This window comes from Nitrospirota bacterium (assembly GCA_016195565.1).
GTDB lineage: Bacteria > Nitrospirota > Thermodesulfovibrionia > Thermodesulfovibrionales > UBA1546 > UBA1546.
This window is the reverse complement of record JACPZK010000010.1, coordinates 64,707-85,670: the sequence shown is the minus strand read 5'-3', so window position 1 is coordinate 85,670 and position 20,964 is coordinate 64,707. Positions and strand designations below refer to the sequence as shown.

25 protein-coding genes are annotated in these 20,964 nt (G+C 41.6%); 5 read left to right on the top strand and 20 right to left on the bottom strand.

All coding sequences use genetic code 11. The features are described from left to right. From HY035_04340 to HY035_04260, 17 genes are all read right to left on the bottom strand, one after another. Positions 1-2,112, bottom strand: a complete 2,112-nt coding sequence (locus HY035_04340; GenBank protein MBI3377618.1) for an LPS-assembly protein LptD — start codon at positions 2,110-2,112, stop codon at positions 1-3. Continuing rightward, entirely contained in the window at positions 2,109-3,440 is a 1,332-nt protein-coding gene (locus HY035_04335) for a bifunctional folylpolyglutamate synthase/dihydrofolate synthase (GenBank protein ID MBI3377617.1), read from the bottom strand. Before HY035_04335 ends, HY035_04340 begins: the two co-directional genes overlap by 4 nt. Positions 3,441-3,708: 268 nt before the next feature. Further along, the gene (locus HY035_04330; protein ID MBI3377616.1) at positions 3,709-4,110 is read right to left on the bottom strand and encodes a type II toxin-antitoxin system VapC family toxin; all 402 of its coding nucleotides are present in this window, start codon (positions 4,108-4,110) and stop codon (positions 3,709-3,711) included. Beyond that, the gene (locus tag HY035_04325; GenBank protein MBI3377615.1) at positions 4,107-4,472 is read right to left on the bottom strand and encodes a hypothetical protein; all 366 of its coding nucleotides are present in this window, start codon (positions 4,470-4,472) and stop codon (positions 4,107-4,109) included. Before HY035_04325 ends, HY035_04330 begins: the two co-directional genes overlap by 4 nt. 94 nt (positions 4,473-4,566) lie before the next feature. Then, on the bottom strand, positions 4,567-4,794 hold the full coding sequence (locus HY035_04320) for a hypothetical protein (GenBank protein MBI3377614.1): 228 nt from the start codon (positions 4,792-4,794) through the stop codon (positions 4,567-4,569). Beyond that, positions 4,791-5,003 carry a hypothetical protein gene (locus tag HY035_04315; protein MBI3377613.1) on the bottom strand — a complete coding sequence of 71 codons (213 nt, stop codon included), beginning with the start codon at positions 5,001-5,003 and terminating at the stop codon, positions 4,791-4,793. Before HY035_04315 ends, HY035_04320 begins: the two co-directional genes overlap by 4 nt. A gap of 191 nt (positions 5,004-5,194) precedes the next feature. Further along, on the bottom strand, positions 5,195-6,025 hold the full coding sequence (locus HY035_04310; protein ID MBI3377612.1) for an acetyl-CoA carboxylase carboxyltransferase subunit beta: 831 nt from the start codon (positions 6,023-6,025) through the stop codon (positions 5,195-5,197). Beyond that, positions 6,025-6,792 carry a 3',5'-cyclic-nucleotide phosphodiesterase gene (locus HY035_04305; GenBank protein MBI3377611.1) on the bottom strand — a complete coding sequence of 256 codons (768 nt, stop codon included), beginning with the start codon at positions 6,790-6,792 and terminating at the stop codon, positions 6,025-6,027. Before HY035_04305 ends, HY035_04310 begins: the two co-directional genes overlap by 1 nt. Beyond that, positions 6,789-7,883 (bottom strand): GAF domain-containing protein, encoded by a 1,095-nt coding sequence (locus HY035_04300; GenBank protein MBI3377610.1) that lies wholly within the window; start codon positions 7,881-7,883, stop codon positions 6,789-6,791. Before HY035_04300 ends, HY035_04305 begins: the two co-directional genes overlap by 4 nt. After that, positions 7,880-8,659, bottom strand: a complete 780-nt coding sequence (locus tag HY035_04295) for a tryptophan synthase subunit alpha (protein ID MBI3377609.1) — start codon at positions 8,657-8,659, stop codon at positions 7,880-7,882. Before HY035_04295 ends, HY035_04300 begins: the two co-directional genes overlap by 4 nt. Next, on the bottom strand, positions 8,656-9,831 hold the full coding sequence (gene trpB / locus HY035_04290; GenBank protein ID MBI3377608.1) for a tryptophan synthase subunit beta: 1,176 nt from the start codon (positions 9,829-9,831) through the stop codon (positions 8,656-8,658). The genes HY035_04295 and trpB overlap by 4 nt, the downstream gene beginning before the upstream one ends. A gap of 106 nt (positions 9,832-9,937) precedes the next feature. After that, positions 9,938-10,153 carry a hypothetical protein gene (locus tag HY035_04285; protein ID MBI3377607.1) on the bottom strand — a complete coding sequence of 72 codons (216 nt, stop codon included), beginning with the start codon at positions 10,151-10,153 and terminating at the stop codon, positions 9,938-9,940. A 142-nt stretch (positions 10,154-10,295) separates the two neighbouring features. Next, on the bottom strand, positions 10,296-10,595 hold the full coding sequence (locus HY035_04280; GenBank protein MBI3377606.1) for a type II toxin-antitoxin system RelE/ParE family toxin: 300 nt from the start codon (positions 10,593-10,595) through the stop codon (positions 10,296-10,298). Further along, positions 10,583-10,768, bottom strand: a complete 186-nt coding sequence (locus HY035_04275; protein ID MBI3377605.1) for a hypothetical protein — start codon at positions 10,766-10,768, stop codon at positions 10,583-10,585. The genes HY035_04280 and HY035_04275 overlap by 13 nt, the downstream gene beginning before the upstream one ends. 105 nt (positions 10,769-10,873) lie before the next feature. Continuing rightward, complete coding sequence (locus HY035_04270; GenBank protein MBI3377604.1) at positions 10,874-11,179, bottom strand: type II toxin-antitoxin system RelE/ParE family toxin; 306 nt, start codon at positions 11,177-11,179, stop codon at positions 10,874-10,876. Further along, positions 11,176-11,361, bottom strand: a complete 186-nt coding sequence (locus HY035_04265) for a hypothetical protein (protein MBI3377603.1) — start codon at positions 11,359-11,361, stop codon at positions 11,176-11,178. Before HY035_04265 ends, HY035_04270 begins: the two co-directional genes overlap by 4 nt. Before the next feature lie 190 nt (positions 11,362-11,551). Further along, positions 11,552-12,079 (bottom strand): HPF/RaiA family ribosome-associated protein, encoded by a 528-nt coding sequence (locus HY035_04260; protein MBI3377602.1) that lies wholly within the window; start codon positions 12,077-12,079, stop codon positions 11,552-11,554. A gap of 173 nt (positions 12,080-12,252) precedes the next feature. Between HY035_04260 and rtcA the strand changes: the two genes are divergently transcribed. Then, positions 12,253-13,302 (top strand): RNA 3'-phosphate cyclase, encoded by a 1,050-nt coding sequence (rtcA, locus tag HY035_04255; GenBank protein ID MBI3377601.1) that lies wholly within the window; start codon positions 12,253-12,255, stop codon positions 13,300-13,302. 229 nt (positions 13,303-13,531) lie between these two features. On the opposite strand, the gene HY035_04250 is transcribed toward rtcA, so the two are convergent. From HY035_04250 to HY035_04240, 3 genes are all read right to left on the bottom strand, one after another. Then, positions 13,532-14,629: a PrsW family intramembrane metalloprotease gene (locus tag HY035_04250; GenBank protein MBI3377600.1), complete on the bottom strand. Its 1,098-nt coding sequence runs from the start codon at positions 14,627-14,629 to the stop codon at positions 13,532-13,534. A 4-nt stretch (positions 14,630-14,633) separates the two neighbouring features. Continuing rightward, complete coding sequence (locus HY035_04245) at positions 14,634-15,674, bottom strand: DUF2569 family protein (protein MBI3377599.1); 1,041 nt, start codon at positions 15,672-15,674, stop codon at positions 14,634-14,636. Positions 15,675-15,859: 185 nt separating this feature from the next. Then, positions 15,860-16,792 (bottom strand): DUF4145 domain-containing protein, encoded by a 933-nt coding sequence (locus HY035_04240; GenBank protein ID MBI3377598.1) that lies wholly within the window; start codon positions 16,790-16,792, stop codon positions 15,860-15,862. Positions 16,793-17,127: 335 nt separating this feature from the next. On the opposite strand from HY035_04240, the gene HY035_04235 reads away from it, so the two are divergent. The 4 genes from HY035_04235 (at position 17,128) to groL (ending at position 20,889) form a co-directional block, all read left to right on the top strand. Continuing rightward, a complete protein-coding gene (locus HY035_04235; GenBank protein ID MBI3377597.1) occupies positions 17,128-17,805 on the top strand; it encodes a rhomboid family intramembrane serine protease in 678 nt (225 codons plus the stop codon). After that, positions 17,796-18,743: a zinc-ribbon domain-containing protein gene (locus HY035_04230; protein MBI3377596.1), complete on the top strand. Its 948-nt coding sequence runs from the start codon at positions 17,796-17,798 to the stop codon at positions 18,741-18,743. The genes HY035_04235 and HY035_04230 overlap by 10 nt, the downstream gene beginning before the upstream one ends. Positions 18,744-18,932: 189 nt before the next feature. Beyond that, on the top strand, positions 18,933-19,223 hold the full coding sequence (gene groES, locus HY035_04225; GenBank protein MBI3377595.1) for a co-chaperone GroES: 291 nt from the start codon (positions 18,933-18,935) through the stop codon (positions 19,221-19,223). 34 nt (positions 19,224-19,257) lie between these two features. Next, positions 19,258-20,889: a chaperonin GroEL gene (gene groL, locus HY035_04220; GenBank protein MBI3377594.1), complete on the top strand. Its 1,632-nt coding sequence runs from the start codon at positions 19,258-19,260 to the stop codon at positions 20,887-20,889. The last annotated feature ends 75 nt before the right edge of the window (positions 20,890-20,964 follow it).

The following is a 20,964-nucleotide window of genomic DNA, read 5'->3' as shown; positions in this document are numbered from 1 at the left end:
CTATTTCCCCGCTGAATACGAGCCAAGCCCGAGCAAATCAAATGTCACAAGCACTTTAAGCTCGCTTGGCTTGTTGTTTATTTCATCTCGAGGTTTTCTGTCAATAAGCATTTTCATTCCCCAGCACTGCTGCTGGTATTTCATGGTGAACGAAGAATCCCTCATCCCTGCTCCTTTAGCATCATACCAAACTTTAACCTCTGCAGACAAGTTTTTAGAGTGAGCATAACTCACCCCTATATCATAAAACATAGTTTTATTGGGCTGGTTGAATCTCTCACCAAAAGAAAATGAAAACTTCTTTATAGGGATGGATACGCTTGAGTTTAGAGTCTCAATACGGTCGTTATAGTGATTATAAGAGGCGTCAGCAGTTACAGGGAAAGGCCTCGGAACAGATGCTGACACACTTAACGGAGAAAGTGGAACGTCCCGTTCATAGGTATTATATGATTCCGACACGCTTACGGTAAGAAACTCGCCTTTTTTATCCAGGAGCCGGTTTACAACAGAAAGGCCTATTGATGACTGCCTTGAATAAAGTTCTGTGGAATCAAACAGCGGAACATTAACCTTCTCTTTTTTGATCCATGGCACAAACGTATATCCCAGAGAAGGTTCAATGCCGTGGGTTAATTCATCGTTATATTTTTTTATTAACCTGCCGGACGCTGTGATATTGTAATCAAACATATCCCTGTGCACTGAACTCTTAAATCCCTCAGCGGCATTGTCCTGTAAGGAATATACTGTTTCTCTCAGCCCGAGATTCTGGAATATAATAACCTTGTCGCCAAAGGAATGGGAAAGCTTGGGATAAATGTCAAGACGCTGTCCTGATACGCCTTTGTCCCTTGCAAAGTTTGACGCAGCCGATGTCATTGAGAAAACCAAAGGGCCTGCGCTGGACGGGTTAACAACATACCCTAATTCAGGCAGTCTCTGAGCTACGGCTGAATTATGACTCCCGTCTTTAAGGTCAATAATATACTGTGACATGAGGTAAAAGCGTGAGTTGTCCGAAGGAAGCGTCAGTTCGCCGGTTGATTCAAGAAATCTGTTTACCCTTTCATCGCGGTGCAAGCTGAATTCCCTGTAAAAATTTTTTTCATTTAACAGATTAACATTCCAGTATCCTGAAAAACCGTCCTTGCTCCTTTTTGCATGGGAAGACTTCAATTCATAAAAATCCAGTTCTGCCTTTTTGTCGTGGAAATGATAAAGCCAGTGCATGCCCTCCACATCTCCCGGCGCTACATATCTGTATTCGGCCCCTTCTCCCAAGCCTGCCTTTGTATGCCAGTCAACAATAAATGTTGCATCCTTGTCTTCATCTATCGCCCAGAAAAACGGCTGCCTGTAATAGAATCCTTTTGACTGTGAATAGCCGAATACAGGAGTGAGAAGCCCTGTTTTTCTTTCGGTAAGTGCAGGCGCCCAGAGATAAGGAGTATATAAAAAAGGGAAGTCTTTTATATGAAAAGTGGCATCACGCGCCTTGAAGCGGTCTCCGATAATTATGTCAGCAGTCCTGCCTTTGATACACCACTCAGGCGAAGGATTTTCGCATGTTGTTATTACTGCTTTTTTAATGAAATATTCCTTTTCTCCTCTCTTTTCTATCTCTGTGCCTGAGACGCGGAACTTTTCTTTTTTTGAGAAAATCTCTGCATTATAAAAAGTGCCTTTTTTTGTATTAAGATTGATTTCTGCCTTTTCTGCTTTGAGGAGTATATCAGGACTGTCGTATACGACATTGCCTTCAGGAAAGACATTTGATGTCTTCTCGTCATACTTCATCTCATTTGCAATCATTATTGTCTCGCCTTGTTCAACAAGCACAGAGCCTTTTGCCGTATACATTGATGTGCTTTTTTCATACTTTAAAGAATCTGATGTTATGAATGTCGGAGGCTCTTCCGCAAAACAGTAAACAGCAGACAACAGACAGCAGACAGTAAACAGGAAAATAAGAGCAGTAGCGCAGTAGCGCAGTAGTTTTAGACCAGTAGACCAGTAGACCAGTAGACCAGTAGACTGAATTAAGGAAAAATTCTTTATCTGCTGCTCTGCTGCTCTACTGCTCTGTTGCTCTGTTGACTGCCTTTTCATATCGTTTCCCTCAGACCCGCGAGAATGCCTCTTCCACAAAGCATCTCCTTTGCTTCGCCTATAGTGTAAAACGAGCCTGTGATGACAATCAGGTCGCCTTCTCTGTAAAGCTCACGGGCCATAGTTAGGGCATCAGCAACGCAGTATGTTTTCCTGCAAGAAAATCCGAGGGATATGGCATGCCCATATAGAACATCAGGCGAGGCTGCCCTCTCATAAGCTGGCGCTGTCAATATAATTTCAGCGGCAAGGGGCAGAAGCGGCGCCATTATCCCTCTTATGTCTTTATCAGACATGACGCCTGCAACCAATATTATTCTCCTGTATTTCTTGAAAAAAATTTCCTTAAGCGAATCGGCAAGAATTTTCGCAGCTGAAGGGTTATGCGCCCCGTCAATCAAAATCGGAGGCTCCTTTGAGACGAATTCAAGCCTGCCCTGCCATTTTATATTTCCAAGTCCTGCCCTGATTGTATCAGGGTTTAAACGAGAGGTGTTAGGCAGTGGCTTCTGAGAGATGACCTCAATTGTTTTTAGTGCAAGAGCCGCATTCAATACCTGGTGTCTGCCCGGGAGTGATATAGCCAAATCCTCGAAATTATTACCGCCATTATAATTAAAAACACTTCCACTTGTATCCTCTGCCTTTATTGCCGCTGAAAAATCCCTTCCATAAATAAAAAGACCGGCATTCTTTTCTTCCGTCTTCTTTTTGATTGCATCCATTACAGACGGCTCCTGTGCTGAAGTGATAACAGGAACTCCATCCTTTATTATCCCTGCCTTCTCTTCTGCAATCGCTGAGATGGTATTGCCAAGAAATTCACTGTGGTCATAATTGATACTTGTTATAACAGCTGCCTCAGGCAGCAGAACATTTGTTGCATCAAGCCGTCCGCCCATTCCTGTCTCAACCACTGCCCAGTCAATGTTTTTCCTTTTAAAATAGAGCAGCCCCATTGCAGTTATAAACTCAAAAAAGGTTGGAGTCATCTTGAATCTTGAATCTTGAATCTTGAATCTTATTTCCTCTGCAAGGCTGACCACATCCGATTCGGTAATCTCTTCATTATTGACCCTGATTCTCTCTGTGAAACTTACAAGATGCGGGGATGTGAACAATCCCGTTTTAAATCCCGCTGTCTGGAGTATTGAAGCTATCATTGCTGATGTAGAGCCTTTTCCGTTCGTGCCTGCAACATGTATAGAGTGAAATTTTTCCTGCGGATTGCCAAGCAGAGAAAGCAGTCTCACGGTGTTGTCAAGCCCCAGCTTGATGCCGTGTTTCTGAAGCCCGTAGAGATAATTGACAGCAGCAGTATAACCCATAAGTGCAATATTTTACATTAAATGAGATAAAAGTAAGAAGAGGAAAACTCTTTTAGAATTAGAACATAAGAAGGAAGGTAAAAAACCTGTCAGGTTAAGGCTGAGCAGAGTATAGTGCGATTAAAATCGGGGGGCAAATCACCGTTTGATAAACTTGAAAAAGTTACTCTCCTCGGCGAGTCATGGACCGAATTGGTGAGCGAGAACAACCGTCCCTATTTCCGCTTCTCAGCGAGAATGGGGACAGGGAATAGAAAATAGCAGGAATCTATAACAAAGGGACCTTATAACCAGCCTGTCTGAAATGCTCATCAAAAGTAAGCGCCTGTTTCACTCCGAATTCGTCCATCGCAATGAATGAAAGGCAGTCTATCATGCCCCATGACTTGTCCGTACGCTTTTTATAGAGTGACAGGGCTTTTTCAAATCTGTCAAAAGTAACAGGGATAACCGTGGTTAGGGGGTCGGCCTGTATTTTATCTATCATCCTTATTGCAAGCGGTTTTTGAAGCGGAAGGCAAAGGCTGTTTGCGAGTTCAATAAGAATAAGCTGTGTGGTTAGAAAAGGGCCATGATATTTTTCTGCTGCCTCTACAGCGGCTTTATGCATGTTATCTTTTGTATTGAGCAGCGCTATCAAATAGCCGGTGTCGAGAAAGATGCCGCTCATTTTTTGGGGAGGCCGTAAAGATAATGGTCGTGGTGTTTTGAGAAATCCCTTGGTAAATCTATATTAGCAGCTATATCAGCCAGCTCAGCCAGAAGAGAGGATTTTCTTTTGCCATTTTTCTTGCGTGTCTTAAGTCCCTTGATGAACTTCTCCACGTCATCCAGCATAGCCGTTGGCAGGAAATCTATCTCTTTTTTTATTTTCTCAGCTTTAAGCATGACACTAATTCCTTTCAATATAATTTTAGCATAAAGGAATTGTTTTTGGGAAAAGAAAAGGGGATAGGGGATGCCTGAAAATCTGTCGGCATAACCGTTTGCTGATTGAGAGGATAAAATGTGGTGTCCCCTTTTCTGTTCCAATAAGCCTCTGTAGCAGAAGATAACTGAGAATTTTACTGCGATTTATCATCAGATTTTTCATTAATTAGAACCGTTACCTTTTCTGTTTTTCTATTTACTTCCCAAGTTTAACGTATCCAAACAATAATAGAATTCCAAAAACAATAAAAAATATCCCAGCAATTGGATATGCAATCTTAAAATATAGAGAGTTCACATCAAGACCAAAAAGTTTTTTCTGGAAACTTACAGAACTTTTGATATGCCACTTTAAAAAAATAAGAGCATAAAGCCCCAATGCTATACTAAACATTGCTTCAAATAAGTCTTTCTTGTTTATCATTTTATATCCAAATAGTAAGGTCCAAATAAATAATAACCAGTAAGTGCTGCACCTCTGCTTCCAAGTCCGTATTCAAGAAACCAGATTTTATCTTTAAAACTATACCCGACCTGTCCAGCGGCTATATTCTGAAATTGCAACCCAGCATTCCATTCACTTGATGGGCATTGCTTTGATCTTGTTACTGCAAAAGATCCTCCAGGAGTCATAACTCCACCTCCTAAATAGAATGAAAAAGTAGATTTCTTCCCTGTCGTGTCGTCTATGATAAAAAAGGGGGGACACTTCCCATATTTTTATTAAGGATGCTATTGTCTCTCATAAAAAGCAGTATAAGACAAATTTTCGGAGAATTACAAGGACAAAATAAACGCAGCGGCGGGTGCGAGAAGCAAATTTCTTACGAAAGGAATTCTATGAGCTTGGCGAGAGTCTTTTTCATATCTTCTCTGCTGACAACCATATCTATTAACCCGTGTTCAAGAAGGAACTCTGCCCTCTGAAAATTATCAGGGAGCTGCTGTTTCATTGTCTGCTCTATGACGCGGGGGCCTGCAAACCCTATAAGGCTTCTCGGTTCAGCGATTATTACGTCTCCGATTGTGGCAAAACTTGCGGCAACTCCGCCGAATGTCGGGTCGGCAAGGACAGAGATATACGGAATGCCGTTATCTTTGAGCCTTCCTATTGCCGCAGAAACCTTTGCCATCTGCATAAGGGAGAATATCCCTTCCTGCATCCTTGCGCCGCCTGATGATGCAATGCTTATTAACGGCGTTCTTTTTTCAAGAGCTGTTTCTGCAGCCCTTGTAATTTTTTCTCCGACAACAGAACCCATGCTTCCGCCCATGAACGAAAAATCCATCACGGTAATGACGACAGGAAAACCGTTTATCACTGCCTCACCTGAGACAACAGCTTCAGAAAGACTGCTCTTGTTCCGGTTTGCCTGTAGCCTTTCAGGGTAAGGAAGAGAATCTTTAAAGTTCAGCGGATCTCCTGAACACATATCTGCGTCAAACTCTGCAAAACTTCCTGCGTCCGCAAGAAGCTCAATTCTTTCTTTAGCGCTTATTCTGAAATGGTAATCACACTTCGGACAGACTTTAAGATTCTTGTCTATCTCTTTTTTGTAAACAATCTCTTTGCAGTTATCGCACTTTACCCAGAGGCCTTCAGGAATCTTTACCTTTTTCTGCAGTTTCGATTCTTTTAATTTTTTAAACCACATTAGATATTTATAACCTCGCCGTCTTTAAGCAGTCTGATATTGGGAATTCCGAGCTTCTTAATCTCGGACCTTATGGTTTTGAGATGCTGCGGTTTGGGATGTGTTATCAGTATTTTGTCAGGAGGTATCTGTATCTTATCCAACTCTTTCTTGAGAAGCTTTGGAGTTAAATGCCCTGTCTCAACAGCCAGAGCCTCCATTTTGTTTGGAAAAGAGACTTCTATTATGGCACGGTCTATCTTTGCTCTGCCTGCTTCCTTCCAGATAGCATGTGTCGGCCCTGTATCACCTGTATAAAGGAGTCTTTTGCTTCTTCTGTCTTCAATTATATAACCAACTGCAGGAACCGAATGGTTGACTCTGTATGCGGTAATTTTATAGCCGTTAATTTCTATCTGCTTGCCGGGCTTCACCTCTAAAAACTTTATTACAGCCTTTTCAACATTTGGTATCATTGTGAAATCAGGCCAGATCTTATTATTTAAGAGATTATTTTTCAGAGACTTCAACACCTGCGCAATCCCTATCACTGTAACATTGTGCCTCTTGTTTTTTATAATTATGTTATCTGCAAGGAAAGGGATTCCTCTTATATGGTCAAGGTGCGCGTGTGAAACTACAATATGCCGTATCTTCCACTGGGCATTCTCAGAGAGGGAAGCGCCGATGGTCCCGGCATCAAGCAATATTTTCCCGTCAATCAAGAAACCCGGAGGGTTAAACCCATGAAATTCTGCTCCTGAACATCCGAGAACTTCTACTTTCATAACACAAACTCCATTTCTCTCCACGCTTTTAAAAATGCATCTACCACTAACGGGTCAAACTGTCTGCCCGCATGTTTTTTTAATTCGTCAACCGCATCATCTGCGGTGCGCGCTTTTCTGTACGGCCTGTCAGTTGTCATGGCATCAAATGTGTCGGCAACCGCAATAATCCGCGCTGCTAAGGGTATCTCGTTATCTTTTAGTCCGTCAGGGTATCCTGTCCCATCATATTTCTCATGGTGTCCCCTCATCCCGGGGATAACATCTTTCAGTTGCTTAATATGGCTGAGTATCTCTGAACCGTATTTGGGATGCAGATTCATTGCCTCAATTTCTCCAGCTTCAAGCTTGCCGTCTTTTAGAAGAACGTTGTCTCTTACCCCTATCTTCCCGATGTCATGGAGTATAGCAGAAAGCTTTAACTTTTCAAGCTCTGTCCTGTTAAGCCCGAGCATGCGCCCTATGGCAAGGCTGTAGTTCATAACCCTTTTCGTGTGGCCTCCTGTGTAAGGGTCTCTTTTTTCAATGGTCTCTGCAAGCGCCTGGGCTGTCCCGTAAAAGGTATCCTTAAGTTCCTGATACAGATTTGCATTTTCTATCGCAACCGCCACCTGATTTGCAAGCGCGCACAGTATCTCCATGTCCTCATTATCAAAACTCCCCGCTTTTTTGTTTATTGTCTGAAGCACTCCGAGAATCTCCTCTTTTGTTTTTACGGGCACACATATCATGTTTCTTGTAAAGAATTCGCTTCTGTCATCTGCGCCCCTGAAAAACCTCGGGTCTGACTGAACATCATGCACTATGACAGGCTTCCCCTTTTCAGCAACCCAGCCGGCTATGCCTTCGCCTTTTTTAAGCCTGATCTCTTTTACCTTCTCTCCCTTGTCTCCAAGCGCCACTTCAAAAAAAAGCTCGCCGTTTTCCTTGTCCTTCAGAATGAGACTGCCTGCCTCCGCATTAACAAGCCGCGTTGCCGCTTCAATCGCCCGTTTTCTCACTTCATGCGTATCAAGCGTAGAATTTACCAGAGATATCAGTTCCATCAGGGTATTAAGCTGCGCCAGTTTTCTATCGGAGACCTCGTTCATTTGATTGCCTCTCTTAATGTGAGAAGAAAATCCCTTAATTCACCATTTAAGTTCCCCTGCGCTTTTTTGACTATCGCACTTCCAATAATCACCCCGTCAGAGACGCCTGCCACTGCCTTAGCCTCATCAGGCGTTGAAACACCGAATCCAACGGCAATAGATTTATCCGTAATCTTGCGGATGCCGGTTATTGATTTTTCAATAGAGCCATCAAGTAAAAGCTGAGCGCCGGTAATGCCTGTTATTGAAACATAATATATAAAACCCGTTGATGCTCTTGCAACCTTTTTTATTCTTTCGTCTGTTGATGTCGGAGCAAGCAAGAATATTGAAGCAAGGGCTGCATTTTTAGCAAGCCTTATAAACTCTCCTGCTTCATCAGGCGGAAGGTCAGGGATTATAACGCCGTCAACGCCTGCATCTTTTGCGTCTGCAATAAATCTCTCTTCGCCGTATTTAAAAACAGGGTTGTAATATGTCATCAATACCAGAGGGATTTTTGTTTTTTGTCTTAAATCCTTTACAAGGGCGATTACTTTTTTTAAAGTAACCCCGTTTTTCAAGGCCCTTTCCGCTGCCCTCTGAATTGTCGGGCCGTCTGCAAGAGGGTCTGTAAAAGGCACGCCAAGCTCAACAATGTCTGCGCCGCATTCCTCAAACATCAGGACAATTTCTTTTGTCTTCTCAATAGAAGGATCGCCTGCCATTATGTAAGGGATAAATGCCTTTTTATTCTGAGTCTTTAATTTTTTGAATACCTTTTCAATTCTGTTCACAGTTCTATCCCTTTGATATTCGCTACGTGCTGAACGTCTTTGTCTCCCCTTCCCGAAAGATTTACAATGATAATTTTATCCTTTGAGAGTTTCGGCGCAAGTTTTATTACTTCTGCGACTGCATGCGCAGATTCAAGAGCCGGGATTATCCCTTCTTTTCTTGAAAGCAGTTCAAATGCAGCCAATGCCTCATCATCTGTAGCATATGTGTACTCAACCCTTCCCATATCTTTGAGGAAAGGATGCTCGGGGCCTACTGCTGCATAATCGAGTCCTGCCGAGACTGAGTGAGTTCCGAGCACATTGCCGTCATCGTCCTGAAGAAGGTAGGTTTTGCATCCCTGAAATACTCCTACAGAGCCGCCGGCAAATCTTGCCGCGTGCTCACCTGTTTCTATCCCCTTGCCTCCGGCCTCTACTCCAATCATCTTTATATCATCGTCAAGGAATTCATGGAACAATCCCATTGCATTGCTTCCTCCGCCAACGCATGCGACCAGATAATCAGGCAGCCGTCCCTCTGCCTGAAGAATCTGCTTTTTAGCTTCCTTTCCGATAATTGACTGAAAATCCCTCACCATTGACGGGAAAGGATGCGGCCCGAAAACCGTGCCCAAAACATAATGAGTAGTCCTTACATTTGTGGTCCAGTCTCTCAGGGATTCGTTTATTGCATCTTTCAAGGTCTGCGAACCAACAGCTACCTCGATGACCCTTGCTCCAAGGAGCCTCATCCTGAACACATTCAAAGCCTGCCTCTTCATATCAACAGAGCCCATGTATATCTCGCACTCAAGGCCGATAAGCGCAGCACCTGTGGCAGTTGCAACTCCATGCTGACCGGCTCCTGTTTCAGCAATGATTCTCTTTTTGCCGATTCTTTTTGCAAGCAGCGCCTGTCCCAGCGCATTGTTTATCTTGTGAGCGCCTGTGTGAGCGAGGTCTTCTCTTTTTAAATATATCTTTGCTCCTCCGAGATATTCCGTAAATCTCTTTGCAAAGTATAGCGCAGTCGGCCTTCCTATATATGTTTTCTGGAGATGCGCAAGCTCTTTTTGAAAAGCTCTATCTTTCCTGTATTTCAGATATGCCTGTTCAAGCTCAATGAGCGCAGGCATCAATGTCTCAGGAACAAATCTTCCGCCGTATTGTCCGAAATAACCTTTTTTCATTTCAAAAAACCTCTAATCTGTCATTCCGAGCAGAGCGAAGGAATCTCATCTTCAAAGATTGCTTCGTCGCTAACGCTTCTCGCAATGACATTCGTTGTGGTTCGTTTCATTTCCTTCTTTCTCTTCCGCAGTTGCAATTTAGTCCGTGGGTGCAGCCTTCAAAAGGGTTTATAATAAGCCTCTCGGGAATAAACTCGCCGCATTTGCAATTCCATCCGCTACGATCAGCAGCCTTAGCCTTATCAAGCTCTCTCCCGCAAACCGGACAGAGAGGTTTTATATCGTCCATTGTAACAGATGTTTTTTCAGGATTTTTTCCCATTTCAGAGAAATATTATAGCACATTGAGGCTTGCTGCTATATGAGAAATATCCGGTTTACGCCCTCTGTCGCATACCGCTGCGGACAGTATTTTCATGATTTTAGAAGTGTTTTTTGCAGGTTTGTCCGTTTTTACTCCCTGTTCAGTTATCCGAAGATTTTAACTTTAACAATCTGCTGCCATGAATGACTGTGATAATTTCTAAATGCCCTTCTTTAATCTGGTATATAATTCTGTAGTTTTTATAAAGCAATTCTCTAACTGTAGGGTCATCGGATTCTGGAACATGTCTACCCATCTCTGGAAATAATTCCAGATGTTCAACCATCTCAAAAATTCTGTCATTCAGCATGTTAGCGTAATATGGTGAGTCTAACGCTATGAACCTACAGATTTCTTTTAAGTCTTCAAGTGAATCTTTAGACCACTTTATTTTAGCCATTCTTTCATGATTCCCTTTGCCTCTTCATGCGTATAAAACTGTCCCGTTTCTAATTGTTTTTTACCTTTCAATATTTTCTGCTTTACATAAAGAGACTCCATTATATCTTCTAAGGTCGAATTTTCCGGCATATCCTTTACTATTGAGATTACTGATTCTTTAATTGACGCCATATAATCACCTCCTCCTGCTCTTTTTGTTATTTTAGCATGTTATCTGCCTATTGCGAGCAGCTTATTTATAAAAAAATGTTTTGCAGGTTTGACCCGAATTGCTTTTTACCTTAGCTCCCATTCCTCGTAAAGCGCTCTCTTGATTTCACGAGCGCCATGTACAACAGCAAGTATTTCAACGATGTCATTATGGGTGCGCCTGTAAACAATCCGATAATTTCTGTAAATAACTTCTCTAAAACCGTAACCTTCAAGCTCCGGCACGATACGTCCACACTCTGGCATTATTTCAAGTTTTTCGGTTGCTTTGATAAGGGACTTTACGAAACGAGTTGCGTATGCTTTGGAATCTTTAGCGATATAATCGTGAATTGCCTGTAAATGACTGCTTGCTTTCTCTGTCCATTTTATCTTGCCCACTGTTCAACTCTTCCGAGAAGTTCCTCTGTTGTTAGTAGTTTCCCCTCATTAGCGTCTTTAAGGCCGTCAAGGACTTGAGCGATAAAATTTATTTCATACATTATGTCCTCAATAGAACATTCATTAGGCAAGCGTTTTATAGTTTCAATTGCGGCTTCTTTGATTGTATCCATAAAGCACCTCCTTCCGGTTACTTAATTTTACCATGCCTGCAAGTTATATGTCAGGGAAAAATAAAAAGGGGCAAGGCTCTCAAGAACCTTGCCCCCTCTGAACTTGTCATCTGCCGATGCGGGCAGTTTCCTGTTTAAACGATCGCTGTCCCTAATTTTTATACTAAATTTTTATAAAGCATGAAGCGGTTTAATCTATTACAGTCACGGTACTGGCTTGCGGTCCCTTTTCCCCCTGTTCTTCGACAAAACGCACCTTTGTTCCAACCTTTAAGTGTTTTAATTTATAATTTATCAGGCTATGTTCATGAAAATAAATTTCCCGGCCATCAGGCGTTGTCAAAAAGCCATAGCCTTTATCTGTGAACAATGCAGTTATCTCCCCATGCGGAGTTTCCTCATGATGTTTTATATCGCGGCGCCGTTGTCTTACGAAATCTTCTAACTGGCGGCGGGCTGAATCAAAAGCATCTCTTATTGCCACATCCAGGTCTTTATCAGGTTGCTGTTTTACTACTAATTCTGCATCTGGCACCCTTATCTCAATGCGCACATTGTATAACACCCCTTCCTGGTGATGGCGGTGTGGTGACTCTACCACAACTCTACAGCGCATGATATGGTCGTAATAGGTACCCAGCTTTTCCGTTTTCATACGTATATCTTCTTTGATTGTCTCGCTGAGTTCAAGATTACGGGCAGTGATTTGCAGTTTCATCTTATTCCTCTATCAGAAATGATATTCGTGCTGATTACTCATCTTGGTGGAATTTTAGCATGATTCGTAAGGCATTTCAATGCATCGAATTGTATCATCAAAAAAGGAAATTGGCTATAATGGATAATGAATTTACAAGCTATTGTTAGAAAGGCAGAATATAGGATTAAGGAATGATAGAAATAGACGGCAGTTACGGAGAAGGGGGAGGGCAGATAGTTAGAAGTGCCCTGAGCCTTTCGTGTCTGTTTAGAAAGCCTTTCAGAATATTCAACATCAGAAAAGGGCGGAAAAAACCAGGGCTCATGCCGCAGCATCTCACCTGTGTAAGAGCTGCTCAACTTATTTCTGGCGCTGAAGTAAAGGGCGACCACGCAGGTTCAACAGAGCTTTTATTTTCCCCGAAAGAAGTTAAAGGCGGATATTTTTCTTTTGACATCGGCACTGCCGGCTCCACGTCACTTGTTTTTCAAACGCTTATTCCCGCGCTTGCTTTCTCACAGCAGAAAACTATTTTAACGCTTAAAGGCGGTACACATGTCCCTTTCAGTCCCTCATTTCATTATCTTTCTGGAATCTTTATTCACTTTCTGGAACAACTGGGGATAAGGGTTCAGATTGCTATAGAGTCTTACGGATTTTACCCAAAGGGCGGTGGAATAGTCAGGGCAGATATATTTCCTCCAAAAAATATCAAACCTCTGAGAATTATAGAAAGAGGCAGCATTTTAAGATTAACAGGATATTCAGCAGTCGGGAATCTCCCATTGTCCATAGCAGAGAGACAAAAGGATGCACTTGTAAAAAGAATAAACTACGAGATTAAAGATATTAAGGTTTCTCCGCTTATTGAATTACTGGAGGTCCCTTCTATGGGGCAGGGGACATTTGTCTATCTTGAATCCAGAGCACAACATTCAATTGCGGGTTTTACTGCGCTTGGCGCAAGAGGCAAAAAAGCTGAGGTTGTAGGAGAGGAAGCAGCAGAGGAATTTGTCAAATATTATACTACAGGCGCTGCTTTAGATTATCATATGGCTGACCAGATAATATTATACCTGTCTATGTGCAACGAAGAATCATCTTTCACCACCTCAGCCATAACAAAGCATCTCATAACAAATTTATGGGTTATAGGGTTATTTCATAAAATCCAATATTCAATTGAAGGGGAAGTAGGAGAGAAGGGTTTGGTAAAAATTAAGGGTAAGAAGGATAAATAAGGCAGACATTGGCTCGAAAATTTATATGTCTTAGCATGCAAATTATTTAACTTGATAAAAATAGAGATTTTGGGGGGTCATGAATTCAACGTAATACAAAATAGTGCACAAAATAGGGACATCCATGATAAGTTAAGTCAAGAGGAAAACGGAGATTCCCCTATTTTTTAATTTTAACGGTCGCTGTCCCTAATTTTTAATTTTCTCGCACCCTTATTAAATTAGGTTTTTAGACAGGCTCTGTGTCCCTCGCCCCTTCCTTTATCATCTTTTGGATGTTTAGTTGTATAACGTCCACATTTCTCACATAAGAAATAAAAATCATGATTGTTGTGATTGCAACTATTAAGCCAATCAAGGACTGAGAGAACGTATTATACAAGCAATGCAAGAGAGCACTTAACCCAATTCCAGCGACAATCAGCCCTTTAATAAATCTATCATTAAAAATCCCCAATCCGATAAAATAGGCAACAATTCCAGACCATAATGCATGAAGCAAAGGAAGAGTGATTAATCGAGTAAAATTAATAATAAGATATTCACCGTAACCGAACAAATGACGTTTATGGCCGATAGCGTAAAAAATTGAATATGAAACGCCTTCAGCCACTGCAAATGCCAACCCTGAAACACATCCCAAGAAAGTCACTGTCATGAGCGAGTCAAATTTTCTTCGAGCAATATATAGCCAAAGCAGCGGGAGCGCCTTAACTGTTTCTTCAATTAGTCCTACACCTGAAAACATGATTAATTTTTCGAATATATTTTTTGTTTCAGCTTCTTGATAAAAAAATCTTACAAAAGGTAGGACTTGCAGTATAAGCACAATGAATATCCCGACCGTACCCGTAAATAGCCCGATTTTCATAACGCCTCGTGCTGTTATGTTAGCTGGCTTCAAAAAGATATAAATGACAACTCCCCATATGAAAGCAAAATAGATACCAAAAGAAAAAGCTACAGCTTGAAAGGTCAATTTAGACGAAGAAGCAAAATAAAACATGATAAGCGGAAATAATGCTAATAATAAGAAAAACTTCATCCATTTCATCTGCCACAGTTCTGATGCAAACCATGACTTGATTGGGAAAAGATTAGAAAACTTGAGCAGTATCAGGTCTTCCAAAATGACGGGAATGTTTATTTTGATACCCGATTGCCCTGAGGCTGAGGAGGTGCGCGTGTTTAACCATTCTGTATATTCTTCCCTTGACTTAAAATGAGCCCTTCTTGTCGGCTGTTTTTCTGGAAGCCATTGCTTGCAGTACCTACATTTTATCGCCTCGTTTAAAATATTTTCTCCACAATAAACACACGTTTTCATATATTCAATTGCTTAAGAACGCCTCAAGCAACTTCTCCTTTTTCGTCTTATATTCCTGCTCAGATATAATCCCTTCTTTAAATATCTCGTCAAGTCTGCCTAATTTATTTTTTAAATCAGCTTTAGTATCATTTATAGGCTGGCTTAAATCAAGCAGAGAGTCTATTTTTTCTCCAGCGGAAGCATTGGATGATATTATGGGTTGTTCAGCTTTATTGCCTTGATTGAGTGCAATTGCTATTTTATCTGTTTCTGCTTTTTGATAATTCAGCACATCCTCGGCACAATACTTACATTTGATGCTATCTTTAGAAATCTTTTCTTGACAATGAGGGCAAGATATTTCTAAAGAAAATTCAGGCTGCTTTGCAGGAGGTTCTTGTGAGACCTTTTCAGATTTCTTAAGTTTCGCAGCTTTCCAAGTCTCATATTCCTGCCGATTCTTAAAGGGTGGGTTCGGGATATGCAGAGTCTGTTTTTCGGGAGTGAACCCATCCCCATATGTTGCCTTTACCCTCTTAGATTTATTTAAATATGAATACCATACAGCAACATAAATAATTGACCTAAATATACCTTTGGCCATTTCTCCGATAATAGCTTGATTGACCTCGGACGGTAAGCCAGTCATAAAAGGTAGAAAAGCTGCAAGAATTGAATATCCAAGTAAGGTGAGCAAGTATTTTTTTGCAATTTTTACAGCATTGGGGCGTATTTTCCAAAGAGCAATACCTGCGTAAATACTAAAACCTATCAATGCAATACTTAATACAGAATCTATAATAAAAATAATTAAAAGCCCCTGATACATTTGATTTTCGAATTCACGAAAGATTTCATCAAGTTCTACCATTCTATCAGACATTTCTTGTGTGATAGATTCTTCAAGGCTTTGCTTAGATCTTTCAGTTATCTTATCGTATCCAGAGATGAGGTTAAAAGCAGTTCCTAAAGGCATTAGAATTGTAAGTCCAATACAGAATAAAAGGAGCCATCCACCAACACCTTTATACTTTGTTTCAATTGATGTGTTGCTTGATTCCATTGTTTACATTCTCTTTCCTTCTCTGTTGCCAGAGATTTCACATAATGTTGTGGGTTTGCGCCGTGTGCCTGCTAAGGCCAATCCTAATCTCAATGATAGAGCAGGCACATGGAGCGACCCCAACGCCAAATACGGATAATGAAGCGTCGTCGTAACCCCGGTTGTTAAACGCTGTTGTGGGCATTTTATATTATGACCGTCCCATTACTGTGCTTTTTCTCTCTTAATATTTTTTCAATCAGTGAGACCGTATTTAAAATTGCTTCATAAGTATCCTCTTTTGAGGGTCGTTTGAGTTCATGAACAGCGTCATTTCTGAGTAATCTAATAATGTGTGCTGTTTCAGCTTCAGTTTTATCGAATATTTTGCCATTCGCCTTATCGATTAATGCTTCCAGCTTGCCTTTTTTCTCTTTTTCAGCTTTAGTTAACTTTGGATATATAGTTTCCAGCATTTCTTCAATAATTGAGCAACATAAAATCAGCGCAGCGGTATTTAGACCAAAAAGCCATGCACCCATAGCCTCACGAAAATATTTTTTAATCTGATTTGTTGGTTCAATAGAAATGAAGACAGGGTTAAGAAATTTTGCCCTGTCAATATAGTCGCTAATTATGTTAACAAGTATCCCTTTGTAACCTCCCGAAGCTATTTCTTCCCATAATTCATTAGAAGGCAGAGAATCCCAGAGATCTTTCACGGCATTTTTTGCATCGCTAATTAAAGCAGTATCTTCAAAATATAGTAATTTCCCATGTTCCCATATAAGTCTCTCAATTATTTCATAGGCTAAACCTTCAGCTTCTTCTGAATACCCTAGAAATGAATTTGTAGTAATATTTTCTGTCTTATATTTTTTGTGTAGGTCAACGAGTCTTTTGATTGCCTGAATAATTGGTTCACTTGTAACATCTATTTCATCATCGTTTATGATTACATAAACCGTTGACTGACAAAGAGGACATTTCATTTGATTAACAATTTTCTCTATTGCGGCAGCCAAAGCTTCACGATGTTCATCATTAATATTAGAAAAAGTTTCTTTAGATTCCCCCTTGAAAGAAACTTTTTCTAATGGAATAATTTTTTTACATCTCTTACAACGGAATTTCAACATATTCTGGTACTCCTAATTTCTTGATGGGACATTCATAATGTTTTTCAATCTTTATTTTTATCCACACTGCGCGTTTATCTCATTCATATCCGCACTATTTCGGACATCCTGATTATCGGATAACAACAAAAAAGGGCACAGACTTTTTCGCCTATCCCCTTTTGAATTCATTTAATCCTGAGCCTCCTTTTAAGGACAGGAGATATCAGTTAAAATCTTTGTTATTATTATAGCAGTCCGATAACAGAATGCGTATTTGAATTATAAGTTAAAACAATTTGACCGCTAATAATCACTTGGGGTAGTATTAATATCACGCAGGATGAGAAGAAAAAATGTTTCCATATAAAGATGACAATCCAACACAAACATTCCCGTTCGTTACAATAGGGATAATCACAATTAACATTCTTGCCTATTTATGGGAAATCCTCTCACCTGCCGGCGAAAGATATATCATTTATAACTACGGCGCGATTCCTTCAGGACTGCTGTCTTTTGAAAAGACGCAGGCGCTGCATCCGATGGCTACTGTTTTTTCATCCATGTTTCTTCACGGAGGCCTGCTGCACATTGGCGGCAACATGCTTTACCTCTGGATATTCGGCAATAATATTGAAGACAGGCTTGGGCACTTCAGGTTTCCTCTCTTTTATCTTGTAAGCGGGATTATAGCCTCATATGCCCACGCTATATCATCGCCTTCTTCAACTGTGCCAATGATAGGCGCAAGCGGCGCAGTTGCTGGTGTCCTCGGCGCCTATATACTTTTATTTCCTCATGCGAGGGTGCATACCCTGATATTTTTCGGATTCTTTATTCAGATTGTGAAAATTCCTGCCTTGATAGTTATTGGATTTTGGGCTATTATACAGCTTGTCAATGGAATCCTCAGTCAGGGGCTTTTGCCTCAGGGCGGCGTTGCCTGGTTCGCCCATATCGGCGGATTCCTTACGGGCCTTTTAACGATTAAGATATGGCTGCCTAAAAGGAGGTTCAGAGAGTGGTCGTAAGTTGTCCCAAGTGCAAGATAAAGCTTAAAATCGCGGATGAAAAACTAACACCTGAAGGCATTAGGTTTAAATGTCCGAAATGCAGCGCGGTTCTCCTCGTAAAAAAACCTGCTGTCCAGATAAAACTTCTTGAAGGAAAGGTAATTGTTGCGCATGAAGACCCTGCAATTGTTGAGAAGATGAGCGATTTCCTTACAAAGAAGGGGTACACGGTCATTACATCAAACGACGGGATAGACACGATGATAAAAACTATGAAGGAACTTCCGTTCCTGGCTCTTCTGGATGTTGCGCTTCCCAAGATATACGGCTTTGAGCTGTGCAAAAGGCTGAAGGAACGGCCTGAGACAAAAGATATAAAAATCATCCTGATTTGTTCAATCTACGACAAGACCAGATACAGGAGAGAGCCCAATTCCCTGCATGGAGCTGATGACTATATAGAAGAGCATCATATAGAAGATTTCCTTATGGAAAAGATTGAAGCGCTGCAGGGGATAAAAGAAAAAAGAGAAGAAGTTACAGAAAGGCCAAAAGAGCCAGTTCCGAAAAAATCGCAACCCTCTCCGGAAATACCACAACCATTTGCCGCAGCGCCCCCCAAAATAGAGGCGCATCCGCCTCAGGCGGCAATGCCTTCAAGGCCGGGAATAAAGCCGGAAATAAAAAAAGAGATAAAAACAGAAGCGGATGACGCAGTGGAAAAGGCAAAGCGGTTGGCAAGAACAATCATTGCGGATATTTACCTTTACAGTTCAACAAAGATGGAAGAAACAATAAAGAAAAACACCTTCTACGCAGAATTCGCCTCTGATATAAAAGAAGGGGCAAAACTCTACAATGGCCGTGTGTCTCAGGAAGTTAAAAATAAAGGAGATTTCTTCCGTGAGGCAATAGAAAATTTCATAGAAAACAAGAAAAAATCCATAAAAATCTGAAAAAGACGGAAAATACGAGAAAAAATCCGATTAAACGAGATTTCAAGCCTTAAATCCCCCTTGAAAGCCCTTGCCTTAAATGCCGGTTAGCTATTATATTAGCACTCTCTGTTAGCGAGTGCTAACAAGTCCAAAGACAGCTATTAGCTGTCAACTATCAGTTAAACCTTAAGAAAGGAGATATGTTTTATGAAGTTCAAACCACTTAGAGACAGAGTATTTGTTAAGTATTCCTCGGAAGAGGAAAAGACAGCAGGCGGCCTTTACATTCCGGACGCAGCCAAGGAAAAACCACAGAAAGGCTCAGTAATGGCAGTAGGCACAGGCAGGATAACCGAGGACGGCAAACGCCAGCCTATGGAGGTTAAGGTAGGAGACACAATACTTTTTGATAAGTATTCCGGCTCAAAGATTAAGATGGAAAACGAAGAATATCTCATCATAAAAGAAGAAGATATTCTGGGAATCGTAGAAGGCTAAAAAACTTTTTAAAAATAGAAGGAGGAGCAACAAAATGGCTAAACAGCTTCTTTTTGACGAAGCAGCAAGGAGTTCAATACTGAAAGGCATAAGCCAGCTTACAGATGCGGTAAAAGCAACGCTGGGGCCTAAAGGACGGAACGCAATACTTGATAAAAAATACGGTGCGCCGACAATAACAAAAGACGGCGTTACAGTTGCAAAAGAAATAGAGTTGAAAGACCCGTGGCAGAACATGGGAGCCCAGCTTGTCAGAGAGGTCGCATCAAAGACGTCTGACGTTGCAGGCGACGGCACAACAACAGCAACTGTTCTGGCCCATGCTATTTACAGGGAGGGCATGAAGCATGTAGTTGCAGGCGCTAACCCCATGGACATAAAAAGGGGGATTGAAAAATCAGTAGAGGTCGTCATAAGCGAACTGAAAAAACTCAGCAAGCCTGTTCAGGACAAAAAAGAGATTGCACAGGTAGGCACCATCTCTGCAAACAATGACCCTTCAATCGGAGAGCTGATTGCAGAGGCAATGGATAAGGTCGGCAAGGACGGCGTAATCACAGTTGAAGAAGCAAAAAGCATGGAAACGACACTTGAGGTTGTTGAAGGCATGCAGTTTGACAGAGGGTACATCTCACCCTATTTCATAACAGACCCTGAGAGGATGGAATGCAACCTCGAAGACGTATTCATCCTCATCAATGAGAAGAAGATTTCAAGCATGAAAGACCTTCTTCCTATACTTGAACAGACCGCAAAGATGGGCAAGCCTCTGTTAATTTTATCAGAAGAGGTTGAGGGTGAAGCCCTCGCAACGCTCGTTGTCAACAAGCTCCGCGGAACAATTCAGGTTTGCGCTGTAAAGGCTCCGGGCTTTGGCGACAGAAGAAAGGCAATGCTTGAAGACATTGCAACCCTCACAGGCGGAACAATGATATCCGAAGACCTCGGAATAAAGCTTGAGAGCATAAAGATATCAGACCTCGGAAGGGCCAAGAAGGTAACAGTTGATAAAGAAAACACAACAATAGTTGAAGGCGCCGGAGACCACAAAAAGATTGAAGGCAGAATTAAGCAGATTAAGGCGCAGATAGAGGAGACGACATCCGATTACGACAAAGAAAAACTTCAGGAGCGTCTTGCAAAGATCGTCGGCGGAGTGGCAGTCATTAATGTCGGAGCAGCAACAGAGACAGAGATGAAAGAGAAGAAGGCAAGGGTTGAAGATGCGCTCCACGCAACAAGGGCGGCTGTTGAAGAGGGAATTGTCCCCGGAGGAGGCGTTGCGCTTCTAAGGACACTCCACGCGCTGAAGAATCTGAAGCTTGACGTGGATCAGCAGATAGGCGTTGATATAGTCAGAAGGGCGCTTGAAGAGCCGATAAGGCAGATAGTCAACAATGCAGGAATTGAAGGCTCTGTGGTTGTTGAGAAGGTTAAGAACTCAAAAGAAGCAAATTACGGATTTGACGCTGACAAGGAAGAATATGTTGATATGATAAAGGCAGGAATCATTGACCCTACAAAGGTGACGAGAACTGCGCTTCAGAATGCAGCATCGGTTGCAGCGCTGTTGCTGACAACCGCTGTAATGGTTACAGATGTTCCTGAAGAAAAGCCTGAGATGCCTGCAATGCCTCCAGGCGGAGGAATGGGCGGAATGTATTAAGAAGAATCGCTGTCGGCTATCAGCTAACAGCTTTTAGCAAATGACAAACACAAGAGGGGCGTGCACAGCACGCCC